The following is a 16652-nucleotide window of genomic DNA, read 5'->3' as shown; positions in this document are numbered from 1 at the left end:
GGAACTCTTCGAGGTCAGTCCGGGGTGCCGGGCGGCACGCATTCCAACGCATCCAGATGCCGGCCTTCGGCTTCGAGCAGGCGCAGATCGGCGGCATCGTATTCCAGTTCGGCGACATCGCCGTGCGGGCCGATGAGCTTGATCTCGTAGGTCCACTGGCCGTCGTCCTCGTCGAGTTCCATTTCCACGAAACGGCCACGGCATTCGCGCTCGACCTTGTCGAACAGCTGTTCCAGCGGCGCAATGTCGCCGGCGGCGCGCGCGCGGCGTGCCTGCTCGGCATCGACATCGTCGGCATGCAGCGCCGCACTCGCGCCGAGCAGCAATACGCCGGCGCATACACAGGACAGGCAGATGATCATCCAGCGTGACATGGCGCCTATTGTCGACGCGGCGCTGATTAATTGGCGATGAACACGGTATTCACCATGCATTCGACAGCGCGGCCCCACACTCGGCGCCGAACTCAACCAAGGAGGACACCATGTCCCATCGCAACCGTCGTATCGCTACCCTCGCCCTGGCCACCGCGCTGACCGTCGGCCCGGCCGTGGCGTTCGCCCAGAACGATGCCAACGCCAACGCCAACACGAACGCCGATGCCAATATGAAGTCGGTCGCCGACGTCGTACAAATGCTCGAAAGCCAGGACTACACCCAGATCGACGAAATCGACCGCGATCTGGACCGCTACGACGTCGAGGCCACCGACCCGGCCGGCCAGCGCGTGGAACTCACGATCGACGCCAACAGCGGCGAGATCCTGCGTAGCGAGCGCGACGACGACTGATCGATCGCCCGATCGCAGCGTTTCGCCGCCTCGCGGCAATCGGCCCGCCTGCTTTCAGGCGGGCCTTTTTCATGCGCCGGCCACACCTGATTCGCGTTCACCACTGAACGCCCTAAAAGCCGCCTGACCCGAATCCCAGCGTGGAGGGATTAGCCAAGCGTAATCCGGCAAGAACATGCCCGCTGGGCGGGTTACAGCGCGCAGACGGCCCAACCACCGCGCACGGGCGCTCAAGCATTGCGGCGGCATCGTTTGCCGGCTATTTCGACGACACGGGCGAATCCATCCGGGTTCGCGGTGCCGTAACCCCACCGCTGTGCAATACAGCGTTAGAATCCGCCTCCTTTTTCACGAGGCCCGCACGCCGTGACCCACGAACACAGCGAACTCACCCCGTCGGCGCCGCTGGCCTGGTGCATGGCCGTGGCCTGCGGGCTGTCGGTCGCCAACATCTACTATGCCCAGCCGTTGCTGGACCTGCTTACCCGCAGTTTCGATATTTCCTCGGCGGGCGCGACCAGCATCATCACCGTCACCCAGCTCGGCTATGCGGCCGGGCTGGTGTTCATCGTGCCCGTGGGCGACTTCTTCAATCGTCGTCGCCTGATCACGCTGGTGTGTCTGGTAACCGCACTGGCGCTGGCCGCGGCTGCGCTTTCGCCGGCCTTCGGGTATTTCGTGCTCGCGAGTTTCGTGATCGGGCTGGCGGCCACCTCGGCCCAGATCATGGTGCCGATGGCGGCCACGCTCGCCGCGCCCATGCAACGCGGCGCGGTGGTCGGACGCGTAATGAGCGGACTGCTGATCGGCATTCTCCTGGCGCGCGCGTTTGCCGGCATCGTGGCGGATATCGCCGGCTGGCGCGCCGTGTTCGGCTGCGCGGCGCTGGCGATGCTGGCCCAGACCGTGGTGCTATGGCGCGTATTGCCCGATAACGGCCCGCCAGCCAACGCCCTGCGCTACGGCCAGGTGCTGCGCTCGGTGGGCGCGCTGCTGGTTGAAGAACCGCTGCTGCGCCGACGTATCGTCTACGGCGCGTTCGGCTTTGCCGGTTTCACCATCACCTGGACCGTACTGCCGTTTCTGCTGGCGGATGCGCCCTATCACTACAGCGAAACCACCATCGGCCTGTTCAGCCTGTTCGGCGCAGCCGGTGCGCTGGGGGCGTCGCTGGCCGGGCGATTCCACGACGCGGGTTACGCACGCTTGGCGACCGGCGCGTTCCTGTGTATGGCCTGCGCGTCATTCGTGTTCATGGGCCTGAACCCGCACAGTCTGGGCGCGATCATCGCCGGCCTGCTGCTCATGGATCTGGGCGTACAGGGCGTGCAGATTCTCAACCAGAGCACCATCTACACCCTGCGCCCGGACGCGCGCAGCCGGATCACCACCGCGTACATGGGCACGTTCTTTTTATTCGGCGCGCTGGGTTCGCTGGTGTCCGGCATTGCCTATGAAGCGGGCGGCTGGCCGGGCGCGCTGGCAGTCGCTGCCCTGCTGGAAGGCTGTGCGCTGGCGTTCTGGTGCACCGAGTGGCGCGCCACGCGTCGCGCCGAGCCCGAACGCTGAGCGTCGCATGGACCCGGGTTTCCGCGCATTGCCGCCACGCCTGTCAGACTCTAGCCTTTGCGCCTTACCTGCTTGATGAGTCGACCATGAGCGATGCCATTACCGTGAACCTGGAATGCTTCGGCGAGCTCGAGGCGCGCATGGGCGCGGCCGCACTGGCGTTACCGGTGAGTGCGCCGTATACGCCGGCCCAGCTGATTGCCGAGGCCCAGCGCCAGTTTCCCGGCGCGGCCGATCTGCTCTCGCGTACGGCCTGCGCGCGTGGCGATACGCTGCTGGCTGCCGACACACCGCTGGCCGATGGCGACCAGGTTGCACTAATTCCGCCGGTCTCCGGCGGCCAACCGCCAGCCGATACCGCCCACCTAACCGCCGAACCGCTTGATCTCGACGCCCTGATGGCCGAAACCGACAACCCCGAGTGCGGCGCGCTGGTGGTGTTCGGCGGCACGGTACGTCTGAATAACGCCGGCCGCGAAGTCACATCCATGGATTATTCTGCCTACGGGCCGCTCGCCGCGCGCACCCTGGCCGATATCGAAGCCGAGGCGATAGAAAAATTCCAGGCACACGCCTGTCGTATCCAGCATCGCACCGGCCGGCTGGGTCTGGGCGAGGTCAGCGTGTATGTGGTGGTACGCGCGGTGCATCGCGAGGCTGCATTCGAGGCGGCGCGCTACGCGCTGGAAGAACTCAAGGCGCGGGTCGCAGTCTGGAAGAACGAATACTATGCCGACGGCAGCAGCGCCTATCTGGAAGGTACGGAAGTGCCCCAGCCGGAACGGCCACGCGCTGCAGATAACGCGCGCGAACAAGGACCGCAATCATGAAAGATGTCGGCATGAAGCCCGAGACACTCCGCTCGGCGACAGCCACGGCCAGCTTCTATGCGCCCGCGCATTGCCTGCAGCGGATCGCCGAGCGGGATACCGAAAAGGGCGACCCACAGGCCAGCGCCCGTATCGCCGGTATTCTCGCGGCCAAGCGCACCGACGAACTGCTGCCGCTGTGTCATCCGCTGCCGATTCATGCGGCCGAGGTGCATTTTAATATCGAGGCCGAGCGCGTGGTGATCGAAGCCGAGGTGCATACGATCGGCCCCACCGGCGTGGAAATGGAAGCGCTGACCGCGGCCAGCATGGCCGCGCTCACCCTCTATGACATGCTCAAGCCCTATGCCGAACCCGAAGAACTGGCGATCGGCGAGACGCGTCTGCTGGACAAGACCGGCGGCAAGAGCCACTTCAAGCGCCACCTCAAGCGACCACTGTCGGCCTGTGTGCTGATGGTGTCCGATCCGGTGGCCGACGGCCACAAACCGGATACGGCCGGGCGCCAGGTCGCCGACGGCCTCGCCGGGGCCGGGTTCGAACCCCTGGATTATCAGATACTGCCCGACGACGAGACCCGCGTTGGCGACGCACTCGATACCGCCATCGCCAACGGCACGCAGCTGATCATTACGGTCGGCGGTACTGGAATCGGGCCCAAGGATCGCGTGGTCGAAACTGTCACGCCACGTCTGACCACGGCCATGCCCGGGCTGATGGAGGCCGCGCGCGCCTTCGGCCAGCGGCGCACACCCTATGCGGTGTTGTCGCGTGGGGTGTCAGGGTTTGCCCAGCAGTCGCTGGTACTCACGTTTCCGGGCAGCCGCGCCGGCGCCGAGGAAACCCTGGCGGCCTTGCTGCCGAGCATCGTGCACGTGCTCGAAATCCACCAGCGTTTTGCCGGCCACGCCGGCTGAAGCGATAAAAACCGCCGGGCCGTCATTGCCCGGCGGTTAATACATCGACACTTATCCCATCAAGCCGGCGCTTTAGCCCTCGGCTTCCATGGGCACCCAACTCAAGGCGCCCGTACCGGCGTTCTTGTCCATTTTGCAGACGTAGGGCTTTTCGTTCATCGTGACCACGGCCCCTGCGCTGTAGATATCGCTGCGCTGGAGACAGACCTTGTCCAGCGGCAATTCCCCGGCCTTGGCCGCGTCCGCGGATTTCGAACTCATCGTTTCCGACTGCTGCGCGAACGCCGGCGCACACAGCACAGCGGTCAGCGCCACCGCAACGGCTGCAAACAACCCTTTCTTCATTTTCCTCTCCGTAGGAAGACAGGCGTCTTGAATCTAGCAGAAAGTTTGAAGCTAGAGTCCACCCAGCCGTTCCCATGCCTGTTCGGCCAGGGCGAGACTTTTGATTACGGCATGAATGGTCTGGCCCGGCGCGAGCGCCAGCGCCTCGGCCGAGCGCTGTGTAATCCGCGCTTCCAGCGGCTGGTGGCCCACGCGCATATGCACATTGACTGCATAGTCGCCATCGGCCACGAGACGATCGATACGCGCAGCGAGCACATTCAAGGCACTGATACCGGTCGGCCGTTCACGGGCGAGCATGACGTCGCGGGCGCGTACATGCAGTGTAATCGCCGCCCCGGCCGGATATGCGACCCGCGGCACATACAACGACTGCCCCGCGCAGGTCAGCTCGGATAGTCCGTGCTCGCCTAGCTGGGCGAGCACCTGCGCACGCAACAGCACACCCGCGTCCCGAGCCTGCTCGGCGCCCAGCAGGGACGGGCGAGCCAGAAACTCGGCGGTCGCACCGCTGAATAGGATATGCCCGTCGCGCATCGCGACCACATGCCGGTTGGCCAGGCGTAGCAGTTCGTCGAGCTGATGGCTGACGAACACGATCGGCAGTTCCGCGCTCGCACTCAGACGTTCGAGATAGGGCAGCACCTCGTCACGCCGGGCCGCGTCCAGCGAGGCCAGCGGTTCGTCGAGCAACAACAACGACGGGTTCGATAACAGCGCCCGCCCGATCGCCACGCGCTGTTGCTCGCCGCCGGACAGCCCGGCGACCCGGCGCCCCAGCAACGGGCCGATATCGAGCATGTCGACGATCTGCTCGAAGCGTGCACGACCCGGCTTTGCGCGCGCGAACCAGGCCCCGTAGCCGAGGTTGTGGCGAACGTTGAGATGCGCGAACAGCCGCGCACGCTGAAAGACATAGCCGATGCGGCGTTTGTGGGCCGGCACATGCACACCGGCCGCGCTATCGAACACGCACCGGCCGGCCAGTTCGATACGCCCGTGATCGGGGACGACGAGCCCGGCCATGATGCGCAGCAGACTACTCTTGCCCGCACCCGACGGGCCGAACAGACCGGTAACCCGCGCATCACTTTCGAACGCGCATTCCAGGGTGAAATCGCCCTGCCGGTGTGTGATGTCGAGCGCCAGCATCAGGCCGCTGCCTGCAGGCGTTTGACCCGGCGCGCGATCAGCTCGGACACCACCAGCGCGGCCAGCGATACCGCTACCGATATCAGAATCAACCAAGCCGCCCGGCTTTCACCGCCGGGTACCTGGATGAAGGTATAGATCGCGATCGGCAGGGTGCGCGTTTCGCCCGGAATATTCGAGGCGAAGGTAATGGTCGCACCGAATTCACCCAGCGCCCGGGCGAAGGCCAGCACCAGCCCCGCGATCACGCCCGGCAACGCCAGCGGCAGGGTCACCGTGAGCGCCACCCATAGCGGCGCTGCGCCCAGCGTGGCCGCTGCGTGCTCGACGCGTTGATCGATGGCTTCCAGCGAAAGCCGAATCGGCCGTACCAGCAGCGGAAAACCCATGATGGCCCCGGCCAGCGCCGCACCGGTCCAGTGAAAGGCGAACACCAGCCCGACGGTGTCGGCCAGCCATGCGCCGAGCACGCTGTTGCGCCCAAGCGCGATCAGCAGCAGATAGCCGGTGACCACCGGCGGCATGACCAGCGGCAGATGCACCAACGCGTCGACGAGCATCTTGCCGCGCCAACGCGAACGGGCGAGAAACCAGGCGACCGCCAGCGCCGGGATCAGGCTGAACAGCACCGCGGTCGTGGCGACCCACAGGCTTAGCGACAGCACTTCGAGCGTGGCGGGATCGACCATCGTGGATCAATCGGCAGGCACGACGACGAAACCCCAGCGCTCGAAGATCGCACGCGCACGATCGCCCCGCATGAAACGCAAAAGCCGCTCGGCCGAGGGGTTGTCGACATCGGCGAGCAGCGCCGCCGGGTAAACGATGGGATCGTGGCTATCCTCGGCAAAGTGGGCCACCACGCGCACCCGATCCTCGGCCACGGCATCGCTGGCATAGACCACGCCCAGCGGCGTCTCGCCGCGCGCAACCAGTGCCAGCGCGGCGCGTACATCGTCGGCCTGGGCGATATGCCCCTGTAACGCCGACCACGCCCCCAGCGACTGTAACGCCTGCCGGCCGTAGATGCCGGCCGGTACGGCATCGGTATTGGCCATCGCCAGATAGCCGTTACCCCCCAGTGCGGCGCGGATATCGACGCCAGGTTCGAGTTCGAGCGTGATATCGCTCACACGGGGCGCGATCAGCACGAGGCGATTGCGCAACAAGTCGAAACGCGAGTCGGCGCGAATCGCGTGGTTTGCTTCTAGCCGGTCCATCCAGCGGCGGTTGGCCGACACATAGATATCGGCCGGCGCGCCCTGCTCGATCTGGCGCGCCAGGGTGGAACTGCCGGCATAGCTGACCCGGATATCCGTATCGTGCTCGCCGGTATAGGCGTCGACGACACCGTCCATCGCATTCTTCAGACTGGCGGCGGCAAATACGAGCACGCGATCGTTGTGTGCAAACGCGGGGGTGACCGCCAGGCCCAGACAAAGCGTCAGCACGACGGCGCCAGCCAACCCGCACAGGCGGCGATAGGTATTCATGCCTTCACCTCGTCATACCCATGTCCAAAGTCGACGAACTCAAAAACCAACATTACCGATCGGCCGATAAAATATCCCATAACCCTACAAATGGTTGTGTAGATCCCTCGCGTTTACCTGGGGACGATTTCCGGCTGCGTGTAATTGCGGATGTCGTATCGCGCGTGCCGTCTCTAGTATCCACCGTGTCATCACGTTGCGGTGCGAGGCTTCGTTCAGTCGCCATTCAAAACGCACCGGTACGCTGCCCCCGACGATCCATTTTGAGTTCGGGAAACGACATCAACAGGAGTTGCAGTATGCGTTCCATCAAGAATTTTACCCCGTCCGTTCTGACCTCGCTCGTGGTCGCCGGCGTCATCAGCTTCACGCCGGCCGCTTTTGCCGCCCAAACCAGCGGTAGCGCCGACACCAGCGCCAACGCGTCCACCAATACGGATTCGGGCCTGTCCGCCGAAGCCGGCATGAACAGCGATAACGGCATGGCCGTCGAAAGCGGTACAGAAGACGAAGGCACGCTCAGCGGCCAGAGTCAGACGCGTGACGATAGCTACGGTAGCAGCGAAGGCCAGCAGGGCAGCGCGGACTACAATGCCGAGCAGTCCAACGAAGGTACGCTTTCCAACGACAACCGCCGCCAGGGTCAGCCCCAGGGCCAAAGCCACGGCTCGATGTCCAACGACGCAGACATGGGCCACCAGGACACCATGTCCGGTGGCGACACCATGGGCAACGGCAACAGCGTGGGCGGCGAAACCGGCATGCGTGAAAGCGGTAGCACCAGCGCCGACGAGCTCAGCCAGCAGGACGATTCGAACATGTAATCGGCCATCCGGCAGAGATCGACCACGATCTCCCAATGCCGGATTGATAAGCTGGACTGATAAAGGGCAGCCTGCGGGCTGCCTTTTTTATGTGCTGCACCTACCCGGCGGCAGCGCACACGGCCGCAACGGCCGGGCCCTGTAAGCCGGCTCGCTGATATGCTCTAGCAACTATTTGTGCGAATCCGCTTATCGCGCACGCGCGTCAACGATACGCACGGCTTGCGAGGCGATATGAACGAGTCCAATCATGCGGTACCGGCGCCCTGGCAGCTGTCCGGGCGCGGTTATGTCATCGCCCTGTCCTGCTCGCCGGCCTTCGGCGAAATCTGTGCCCAGGATATGCCGGCACTGGCCGGGCGCGCCCGCGGCGGCATGGGTGTGTTGATGGTGGTTGACTACGCCAGCTCGAACGTCGGCCCCTACCGGGAACTGTTGCTGTGCCCGGGCCGCTTCGATATCGGTCAGCGCGCGACCGCCGCGATTACGCATATCTGGGTATCGACCCAGGCCAGTGTCGATAACGGCCAGCGCAACTGGGGCCTGCCCAAGCGCCTGGAATCCTTCGACACACTCGCGCACGACGCCCACAGCGAGCGTGTTCGTGTCCAGCTGCCCGGTCATGCACCACTGACCTTGGCCTTGAGCCGTCACGGGCCGCGTCTACCGTTGGGCACCGGCATGCTGCCGAGCGCATGGCATACGCTCGAACAACCCTGGCACGGCCATTTTTACCGCACCGTGATCCAGGCAAGCACGCGCGGGCGCTTCGCGCGCCTGCGCAACCATGACATCCCGCACGATAGCGGCTTTCCGGATATTGGGTCGCAGGCGCTGGGCATCGGGGTGTATGCGGATGGCTTCGATCTGCGCTTTCCACCCGCGACACGCCGGCCGATCGATACCGCATAACCGCTGCCCAGGCGATCGGCGGCAGCCAAAGCCCGTGCGACTCGATCATGGCATGGGCCTTGCTCAGCTTCGGCTCGCCCTGTAACTCGGGGATAATACGGCGGGCACTGCGCTGTCATGGTGCAAACCCGGTGTCGTGCATGGCCACGACGCAATGTATCTCCTCGCTCACGCTACCGATTCACGATGGCCCATACCGAACACGATTTTCAGGATTTCGAATTCTCTGCCGTCCCGGCCGGCGCGCGGCGTGGCTTCTGGACCATGCTTGCCGTCATGCTCGGCTTCACGTTCTTTTCAGCCAGCATGTGGGCCGGCGGCACCCTCGGCAAAGGGCTGACCCTGTTCGAATTCGCCAGCGTGGTGCTCGCCGGTAATCTGGTATTGGGGCTCTATGCGGTGCTGCTGGCCTTCATCGCCAGCCGTACCGGCCTGTCCACGCATCTGCTCAGCCGTTATGCGTTTGGCGTGCGCGGTTCCTGGCTGCCCTCGTTTCTGCTCGGCGGCACCCAGGTCGGCTGGTTCGGCGTAGGTGTGGTGATGTTTGCGTTGCCGATCGAAGCAGCGACCGGGATCAATATCTACCTGTTGATCGCCATCGGCGGCGTGCTCATGACCGCTACGGCGTGGGTCGGTTTCAAGGCCCTCACCATTCTCAGCTTTATCGCCGTGCCGGCGATTTTCGTGCTGGGCAACATGTCGGTCGCAATGGCGGTCGGCAAAGCCGGTGGCATCAATGCACTGGCCGCGATCACGCCGGACGACCCGATCACGCTTGCCGTAGCGCTGACCGCCTGTATCGGTTCGTTCATCAGTGGCGCCACACTTACCCCGGATTTCGTGCGCTTTGCCCGCAGCCCGACAATCGGCGTGAGCACGACATTGATCGCATTCTTTCTCGGCAACTCACTGATGTTCACTTTTGGTGCGGTGGGCGCACTCGTCTATAGCGAAGCCGATATTTCCCAGGTCATGTTCGCCCAGGGGCTGATTCTGCCGGCCATCCTGGTGCTCGGGCTCAATATCTGGACAACCAACGACAACGCCCTTTACGCCGCCTCACTCGGCTTTGCGAACATCACCCGCCTACCCAAACACTGGATCGTGATCGTCAACGGCACGATCGGCACGCTCGCTGCCCTGTGGTTGTACAACAACTTCGTCGGCTGGCTGTCGTTTCTCAGTTCGGCCCTGCCGCCCATCGGCGCGATTCTGATCGCCGACTTCTTCATCATCGCGCGTCGCCACTACCCGGCTCTGGCCGCGGCCGATCTCAAGCCAGTGAACTGGATCGCCGTCGGGTCGTGGGCGGTCGGCTTTGCCGCCGCCAACCTGTTGCCGGGCATCCCGCCGGTCAACGCGGTCCTCAGCGCGTTCGTCGCTTATCTCGCGGCCAGCTCCGGATTCGGCCAGCTCGCCGGTCGCCGCGCCGCCACTGCCGAATAGTCGACCGGCTGCGCTCGCTCGCCCGGCATCGACAAGATGCCGGCGGCGTTCGCCTTACCGCGACAGGAAGCGACCGATTTCGCGATACGTTTCGGCACAGACCTCGGGCACCAGCGCTTCGAGATTGAGATAGGCATGAATCATGTCGGCGAAATGTCGATGCCGGTACGACACGCCGTTAGCGGCTAGGCGCTCGACATAGGCCATCGACTCGTCGCGTAACGGGCAATAGCCGGCACTGATCACCAGCGTGGCCGGCAAATCCGGCGTGATCGGCAGATACAACGGCGACACGGCACGGCGATCCTCGTGCTGCTGAAAGTAGTGATCGAAATACCAGACCATACGGGCTCGCTCGAGCAGATAGCCCTGGCCGTTGTCGTTAACCGAGGCCTGATCGAGGGTGTAATCGAGGCTCGGGTAGATCAACACCTGGGTATCGATGGCTAGCGTCGGATCATGCTGAGCAGCAGCACTGATCGTCGCAGCCAACGCCCCGCCCCCGGAATCGCCCACAAGCGCGAGGCGCCGTTCGAACAGCCGATCCTCGGATTCCAGCAGGGGCCAGATATGCCGCACCACATGCAGACAGTCATCCAGCCCTGCCGGGTAGGGATGCTCGGGAGTGAGCCGATACTCGACCGATACGATCAGCCAACCGCTGGCCTGGGCGATACGGCGACAGATCGGATCGTAGACGGCAACGCTTCCGGCCATATGGCCGCCGCCATGCAGGAACGCTGCAACAGGCTTCGCGCGCCCCGGCGCCGGATCGTACAAGCGCACGCCGACCGACCTGCCGAGGGCTTCGACGAAACGATCTTCGACCCAGGCCACGTCCGGCCCGGCACTGACAAACTGGGCCGTCATCTTTTCGAGATTGCGGCGTACCGCCTCCGGCGCGGCCGCGCTTTCGATGTCGTCCGATTGCGCAGTATGCCGATTCACCTGTTCCAGCCAGGCCCCAAGTCGTGAATCGAGCATCCGATCAGCACGCAAAGAGGACCAGCGCCCGACCGGCACAGATCATGCGCCCGTCGCTGCCAGTACACGTGGTATCAAGATCGACCAGCGCTTTGTCCCGCCGCAGGCGGCTGACACACACCTCGACAGTCAGTGTTTCGCCAATACGCGCCATGCACTCGAATTGCATGTCCTGTTTGAGATAGTTCGTTCCGTGCCCGGGCAACTTTTCGCCCAGCAAATAAGAAAACAGCGCCGCGACCAGCGGTTCGGGCACCTGCGAAGGGGCTGTGGCCAGCGCCATGGTTTCGCACCACCGTTGCATATCCGCGGCCGTAAAACAGCGTGTGGTCGTTGCCCGATCGTCGACGGCCAGGGCATCGAAGCGCGGAATCTGTTGTTCGCTCATCGGCTATCCCCTGTCGGCGGCAAAACCATGCAGACGCCGTCCAGGCAGAACTGTCCGTCCGCCTTCATAACCCGGGTCGCAAGCGTCAGGACATCGGCGTCGGACCCGTCTTCGCTGATGAGCTCGATGCGTAGCGGCTCGTCGGCATAGGCCGGTGCCGGAAACTTGAGCGTCTGTGTCTGCAACCGGCTGTTCGCATAGATGGCGTCGACGAATGCCCGTACCGCCCCGAACAACAGCATGCCGTGAGATACGGTGGCGCCAAAGCGGCTGGCCGCGGCATAAACCGGGTCGACATGGATCGGATTATGGTCGCCGCTCAATTCGGCGAATGCATCGAAGTCGGCCTGTGTGAGTATCAGTTCACGCTCGAACCGCGTACCCGGCCGGCAGCTGTCGAGCGCTTGAGCGCTTATATCGTCACGTATTCTCACGCAGCACCTGTTTGGTGACCTTGCCAAGGGCATTGCGTGGCAACGCGTCCACCTGCGTGAACGTCTTGGGCACCTTGTAGCCCGCAAGACGATCGCGACAGAACGCGCGCAGCGTTTCGGCATCCGGCGTCGGAGCGCCCGGCCTCACACCGTAGAAGGCAGCGCCGACTTCGCCCCAGCGCTCATCCGACGCAGCGACCACCGCCACCTCCGTGATCGCCTCGTGCTGGCCCAGCACGTATTCGACCTCCGCGGGATAGACGTTTTCGCCGCCCGAGATATACATATCCTTCAGGCGATCGACGATGAAATAATCGCCATCCGCATCGCGCCGGGCGATATCGCCGCTATGCAGCCAGCCCTGTTCGTCGATGGCCTGTGCGGTCGCCTCGGGCTGGCCCCAATAACCAGGGGTGATATTGGGGCCGCGAATCCAGAGTTCGCCCGCTTCGTCACAGCCGACATCGTCACCGGCCAGGTCGACGATACGAACTTCGGTCAGCAGCTGCGGACGGCCGACCGAACCGATCTTTTCGATTACCCTGTCTTCGTCGAGCAAAAAGACGGTCGGGGCGGTCTCGGTCATCCCCATACCGGTACGCACATGGATACCGGCATCGACATACTGTTTTGCAATCGGCAGTGAAAGCGGCGCGCCGCCGCAACCCCAGGAACGCACGGACTTAAGCCGCTCGCCGCTGAAACCAGGCTGCGCCAGCAGGGCCTGATAAACCGCCGGCACCCCGAAGAAAACCGTGGCTCTTTGCTCGAGTACCCGTAGCGCCTGATCCGGCTCGAAGCTACGCGGCACCAGTACACAGCCACCGACCAGAAATACGGCCGAGGAATACAGATTTATCCCGGCGGTATGAAACAGGGGCAGTACATTGAGCAATACATCGCTGCTTGTCAGTTCTACCGCCAAGCCAATATTGAAATAGTTGGCCATCATCATGCGAAAGGTCTGAATCACGCCCTTCGGTTTGCCGGTGGTGCCCGACGTATAGAGCAGATACCAGGGCGTGTCGGCATCCTTGTCCGGATGCGCGCTCAGCTGCGGGGTGGTATCGGCCAGATCACGCTGATAATCGCGCTGCTCGCCAGCGGCCCCGTCGAGCGCCACGAGCTTCAAGTCCGGCTGCTGATGCGCAAGCGCAACCGCGGCGTCACCGAACTCCGCGCCGAAAATCAGTGCACGCGGGGTGCAGTCGTCCATGAGCACGGTTAGCTCCGGCACCGCCAGGCGCCAGTTCAACGGCACGAGGATCAAGCCGGCCTTGGCACAACCGAACAACATGGCAAAGAACTCGGCCCGGCTGTGGCCCAGATAGGCAAGACGGTCGCCTGCTTCCAGCCCCCAATGCTCGCGAGCGGCCCCAGCGAGACGCGCCGCCCTTTCGTTCAAACCGGCGTAGTCATAGCGTTCGCCGCTTTCCAGATCCTCCAGCGCCGGCCGCTCCGGCGTGACCCGGGCGCGGTGGGCAAGCAGGTCGAACATCTGCATGTCTGCCTCCATCGTCGTTGTTCTTCTATTGCGCAACACCGCCGCCGATCAAATCGCCACCGCAAAATAACGTTAGCGTTGGAGAAAGGCGCCCATGCCGCGGTCCGCTTCTGCGCTGTCGATTTGTTCAAGAAAGGACCGGTATTCGGCTTCGAGACCGGCGGCGACCGTGGTTCGATCGGGTCGCGTCAGCCTCAAGGTGTGGCCGACACTGCCAGGGCGCGCGGCACGGATGACGCGCGCCACGTCCAGTGTATGTGCCCCGGTGTCGCTCGCGCCCGCGCGATACTGCGCGAGCCCCAGGCGATAGGCCTCGTCGGCATCGACGACGCGGTTGGTCAGCTGTATATCCAGTGCCCGGGCACGGCCGATGCGTTCGGGCATCAAGGTTGTCCAGCCGCCGTCGGGGCTGAAGCCCACCACGGTGTACCAGGGCGCAAAGCTGGCGCCATCGCCTACCACGGCGATGTCACAGGCCAGCACCAAACCCACCGAACCGCCCGTGACCATGCCATGAACGGCCACCACGGTCGGGACCGGCATATCGAGCAGATCGAGCAATGTGGCGTTGAGTTCGCCAACCACCTGCTGTGCATAGGCCTTTCGGTTGGCACGGCGGGTGTCGTAGAAAGCAGCCACGTCGCCACCGGTAGAAAACGACGGGCCGCTGGCATCCAGAATCAGGACTTGCGCATCGGATTCGCGAACGTCGGCAAGGCCATCTCGTATTGCACGAAGCAACTCCGGCACCAGTGCGTTATGGCGTTCCGCCCGATTGAGCGTCAGGCGCGCGATACCGTCTTCAATACGGGTCCGTACCGCACTCATGGGTTTCTTTCCTGCCCGTCCATCGCAAGGCCATGTCGAAACAGATCGGAAATGGTGGCCACGATGTCGTCGAAAGGCACGTCGTCGTCCCACAGGGCATAGCGCAAGCCCAGAAAGTTCGCCATGCCCATCAATGCCCAGACCCGGACTTCGTTGTTACCCGAGCGAATCTCGCCCTTGCGCGTGGCATCGGCGAGCATGCGCAGATAGCCACGGCCGAAGGCTTCGTAATATTCGCGATAAATCGACTCGTCGACGAACTGCGCTTCCTGCAGCACGCGATAGAGGTACGGATTGTCGTGCAGGTATTCGAGGAAGGCGCGCAGGCCTTTCTCTTCGGCCTCGAGTCGATCGCGCGCATGGACGACTTCCGCAGCCAGGCGCGCACGCACCTGATGGCCCATATCGCGCACCAGCTCGCGAAGGATCTCTTCCTTGCCCGCGAAGTAGTTGTAGAACGTGCCTTGTGCGACACCGGCATCACGCGTGATGTCGCTCACGCCGGCCCGGTGATAACCCAGCGAGCCGAAGGTCGATTCCGCTGCCTTGAGTATGCGGGCACGCGTACGCGCGCCGCGCGCCGTCTTCGGCGCGCCCGGGCCGGATGGGGCCGCGGCATCAGCATGACCTATGGGCATCGAAAGCAACCTTGGTTGAATGAATACTGACTCACTCGTCACTTATAACCTAAGTCAGCTTGACTAATTTCGTCAACAAGTTAACGCCGTCGCCGCATAATTGTGGCGCTTTTTTCCTTTATATTATTGATTTTATTTAACTTTTAATAAAATCAAGCCGTTCGCGCGGGTTCGCTAACCGATCGGCCAAACCGCTTGCCCAAACGTGACTGAGGTGTCATATTTACTTCCAGCGCTTTTCGATACAACACAGCGCCCCCGGCGGGGGCCAATAAATCAAGGAGATCCGATGAAGCGTTCCATTACAGCGATTGCATTCGCCCTCGCCTCGGTCGTCGCCACGCCCGCTTCGCTGGCGGCCGACTCCATTCGTATCGCCCATGTCACCGGTTTCACGGGGCCCTTATCGGCGTATGCCGAACAGCTTCGCGTGGGCATGAAGATGGGTTTCGAATATGCCACCGACGGCTCGATGGAAATCGAAGGCCGTTCGATCGAGATCATCGACAAGGACACACAGCTCGACCCGGCCCGTGCCCGCGCACTCGTTGAAGAAGCCTATGCCGAAGACGATGCGCATATCGTCGTCGGGCCGGTATCGTCCGGCGTTGCACTGGCCACGCTGCCGATCGCGCAGATGTACGAGCGCGTGATCATGCCGGAAGGTGTCGCCGACGCGATTACCGGCAAGGACTGGAATCGCTACGTGTTCCGGGTGGGCCGCAACTCATCTCAGGATGCGGTCTCGAATGCCGTCGCCCTCGGCGCGCCAGGCGTTTGCGTGGCAACGATCGCCCAGGACTATGCCTTCGGGCGCGACGGCGTCGCTGCCTACAAGGAAGCCATGCAGGCCGAAGGCGGCCAGGTCGTACACGAAGAATATCTGCCCACGGATGCGACGGACTTCACCGCAGCCGCGCAACGGCTGTTCGGGGCACTCAAGGATCGCAGCGATTGCGACAAGGGCAAATACATCTTCGCCATCTGGGCCGGCAGCGCGAACCCGCTCAGTCGTATCCAGGATCTCAAGCCCAGCCGCTTCGGCATCAAGCTCGCCACCGGCGGCAACATCCTGCCGGCCCTGGTGAGCTACGCCGAATTCCCCGGTATGGAGGGCGCAGGCTTCTATTATTTCGAATCGCCGGATAACGATATCAACGACTGGTTCGTCGAGCAGCATATGAAGCGTTTCAATGCCGCACCGGACTTCTTCACCGCCCAGGGTTTTGCCCAGGCGATGGCGATTACCGCGGCAATTCGTAAGACGAACGGCTCGACCGACACCGAGGACCTCATCGAAGCCCTTGAGGGCCTCGACTTCGATACCCCGAAGGGGCCGATGAATATCCGCGCTGCCGACCATCAGGCCATGCAGCAGATGTATCACTTTCGCATGAAGGTCGAAGAACGCGACGACTGGTTTGCCGATCGCACCGTCGAGGCCGGCGTACCCACCCTGGTCCGCGTAATCGAAGCGGACGAAATGGATATTCCGGTACGTAACGGCCGTTGAAGCGGCATCGCAAGGCAGTGAAGGCGCCACGGCATGGCGCCTTCACGCCGCGACCAGACGATCGGCGGACAAGCAATGCAACCAA

At 63.4% G+C, this 16652-nt stretch carries 19 protein-coding genes; 8 read left to right on the top strand and 11 right to left on the bottom strand.

Annotated elements, in window-relative coordinates; genetic code table 11:
• Positions 1 to 14: 14 nt before the first annotated feature.
• A complete protein-coding gene (locus T5B8_RS06060) occupies positions 15 to 374 on the bottom strand; it encodes a PepSY domain-containing protein (RefSeq protein WP_353177105.1) in 360 nt (119 codons plus the stop codon).
• A gap of 110 nt (positions 375 to 484) precedes the next feature.
• On the opposite strand from T5B8_RS06060, the gene T5B8_RS06055 reads away from it, so the two are divergent.
• From T5B8_RS06055 to moaCB, 4 genes are all read left to right on the top strand, one after another.
• Entirely contained in the window at positions 485 to 790 is a 306-nt protein-coding gene (locus T5B8_RS06055; protein ID WP_353177103.1) for a PepSY domain-containing protein, read from the top strand.
• Positions 791 to 1156: 366 nt separating this feature from the next.
• On the top strand, positions 1157 to 2359 hold the full coding sequence (locus tag T5B8_RS06050) for an MFS transporter (protein ID WP_353177101.1): 1203 nt from the start codon (positions 1157 to 1159) through the stop codon (positions 2357 to 2359).
• A gap of 86 nt (positions 2360 to 2445) precedes the next feature.
• Positions 2446 to 3189 (top strand): molybdenum cofactor biosynthesis protein, encoded by a 744-nt coding sequence (locus T5B8_RS06045; RefSeq protein ID WP_353177099.1) that lies wholly within the window; start codon positions 2446 to 2448, stop codon positions 3187 to 3189.
• Complete coding sequence (moaCB, locus tag T5B8_RS06040) at positions 3186 to 4106, top strand: bifunctional molybdenum cofactor biosynthesis protein MoaC/MoaB (RefSeq protein ID WP_353177097.1); 921 nt, start codon at positions 3186 to 3188, stop codon at positions 4104 to 4106. The genes T5B8_RS06045 and moaCB overlap by 4 nt, the downstream gene beginning before the upstream one ends.
• Positions 4107 to 4178: 72 nt before the next feature.
• On the opposite strand, the gene T5B8_RS06035 is transcribed toward moaCB, so the two are convergent.
• The 4 genes from T5B8_RS06035 to modA are packed head-to-tail and all read right to left on the bottom strand — an operon-like array spanning position 4179 to position 7096.
• Positions 4179 to 4451 carry a hypothetical protein gene (locus tag T5B8_RS06035; protein ID WP_353177095.1) on the bottom strand — a complete coding sequence of 91 codons (273 nt, stop codon included), beginning with the start codon at positions 4449 to 4451 and terminating at the stop codon, positions 4179 to 4181.
• Positions 4452 to 4502: 51 nt separating this feature from the next.
• Entirely contained in the window at positions 4503 to 5603 is a 1101-nt protein-coding gene (gene modC / locus T5B8_RS06030; protein WP_353177093.1) for a molybdenum ABC transporter ATP-binding protein, read from the bottom strand.
• Complete coding sequence (modB, locus tag T5B8_RS06025) at positions 5603 to 6292, bottom strand: molybdate ABC transporter permease subunit (RefSeq protein ID WP_353177091.1); 690 nt, start codon at positions 6290 to 6292, stop codon at positions 5603 to 5605. Before modB ends, modC begins: the two co-directional genes overlap by 1 nt.
• Before the next feature lie 6 nt (positions 6293 to 6298).
• Positions 6299 to 7096 (bottom strand): molybdate ABC transporter substrate-binding protein, encoded by a 798-nt coding sequence (modA, locus tag T5B8_RS06020; RefSeq protein ID WP_353177090.1) that lies wholly within the window; start codon positions 7094 to 7096, stop codon positions 6299 to 6301.
• Between the two features lie 299 nt (positions 7097 to 7395).
• Between modA and T5B8_RS06015 the strand changes: the two genes are divergently transcribed.
• The 3 genes from T5B8_RS06015 (at position 7396) to codB (ending at position 10278) form a co-directional block, all read left to right on the top strand.
• Positions 7396 to 7920 carry a hypothetical protein gene (locus tag T5B8_RS06015; protein ID WP_353177088.1) on the top strand — a complete coding sequence of 175 codons (525 nt, stop codon included), beginning with the start codon at positions 7396 to 7398 and terminating at the stop codon, positions 7918 to 7920.
• 234 nt (positions 7921 to 8154) lie between these two features.
• On the top strand, positions 8155 to 8832 hold the full coding sequence (locus T5B8_RS06010) for a hypothetical protein (RefSeq protein WP_353177086.1): 678 nt from the start codon (positions 8155 to 8157) through the stop codon (positions 8830 to 8832).
• Positions 8833 to 9018: 186 nt separating this feature from the next.
• Entirely contained in the window at positions 9019 to 10278 is a 1260-nt protein-coding gene (gene codB, locus T5B8_RS06005; RefSeq protein ID WP_353177085.1) for a cytosine permease, read from the top strand.
• Between the two features lie 54 nt (positions 10279 to 10332).
• Here the strand turns inward: codB and T5B8_RS06000 are convergent, their stop codons facing one another.
• The 6 genes from T5B8_RS06000 to T5B8_RS05975 all read right to left on the bottom strand — a co-directional run bounded on the left by T5B8_RS06000 (position 10333) and on the right by T5B8_RS05975 (position 15054).
• A complete protein-coding gene (locus T5B8_RS06000; RefSeq protein ID WP_353177083.1) occupies positions 10333 to 11262 on the bottom strand; it encodes an alpha/beta hydrolase in 930 nt (309 codons plus the stop codon).
• 4 nt (positions 11263 to 11266) lie between these two features.
• Positions 11267 to 11650, bottom strand: a complete 384-nt coding sequence (locus tag T5B8_RS05995; protein ID WP_353177082.1) for a hotdog family protein — start codon at positions 11648 to 11650, stop codon at positions 11267 to 11269.
• Positions 11647 to 12084, bottom strand: a complete 438-nt coding sequence (locus tag T5B8_RS05990; protein ID WP_353177081.1) for a MaoC/PaaZ C-terminal domain-containing protein — start codon at positions 12082 to 12084, stop codon at positions 11647 to 11649. The genes T5B8_RS05995 and T5B8_RS05990 overlap by 4 nt, the downstream gene beginning before the upstream one ends.
• The gene (locus tag T5B8_RS05985; RefSeq protein WP_353177079.1) at positions 12071 to 13588 is read right to left on the bottom strand and encodes an AMP-binding protein; all 1518 of its coding nucleotides are present in this window, start codon (positions 13586 to 13588) and stop codon (positions 12071 to 12073) included. Before T5B8_RS05985 ends, T5B8_RS05990 begins: the two co-directional genes overlap by 14 nt.
• Positions 13589 to 13660: 72 nt before the next feature.
• Positions 13661 to 14416: an enoyl-CoA hydratase/isomerase family protein gene (locus tag T5B8_RS05980; RefSeq protein ID WP_353177078.1), complete on the bottom strand. Its 756-nt coding sequence runs from the start codon at positions 14414 to 14416 to the stop codon at positions 13661 to 13663.
• Entirely contained in the window at positions 14413 to 15054 is a 642-nt protein-coding gene (locus tag T5B8_RS05975; RefSeq protein ID WP_353177076.1) for a TetR/AcrR family transcriptional regulator, read from the bottom strand. The genes T5B8_RS05980 and T5B8_RS05975 overlap by 4 nt, the downstream gene beginning before the upstream one ends.
• A 289-nt stretch (positions 15055 to 15343) precedes the next feature.
• On the opposite strand from T5B8_RS05975, the gene T5B8_RS05970 reads away from it, so the two are divergent.
• Entirely contained in the window at positions 15344 to 16567 is a 1224-nt protein-coding gene (locus T5B8_RS05970) for a substrate-binding domain-containing protein (RefSeq protein ID WP_353177074.1), read from the top strand.
• Positions 16568 to 16652: the final 85 nt, after the last annotated feature.

Source organism: Salinisphaera sp. T5B8, from assembly GCF_040361255.1.
In the GTDB taxonomy this organism is placed as follows: Bacteria; Pseudomonadota; Gammaproteobacteria; order Nevskiales; family Salinisphaeraceae; genus Salinisphaera.
The sequence above is the reverse complement of the archived record's forward strand: the minus strand, read 5'-3'. Positions and strand labels throughout refer to the sequence as shown.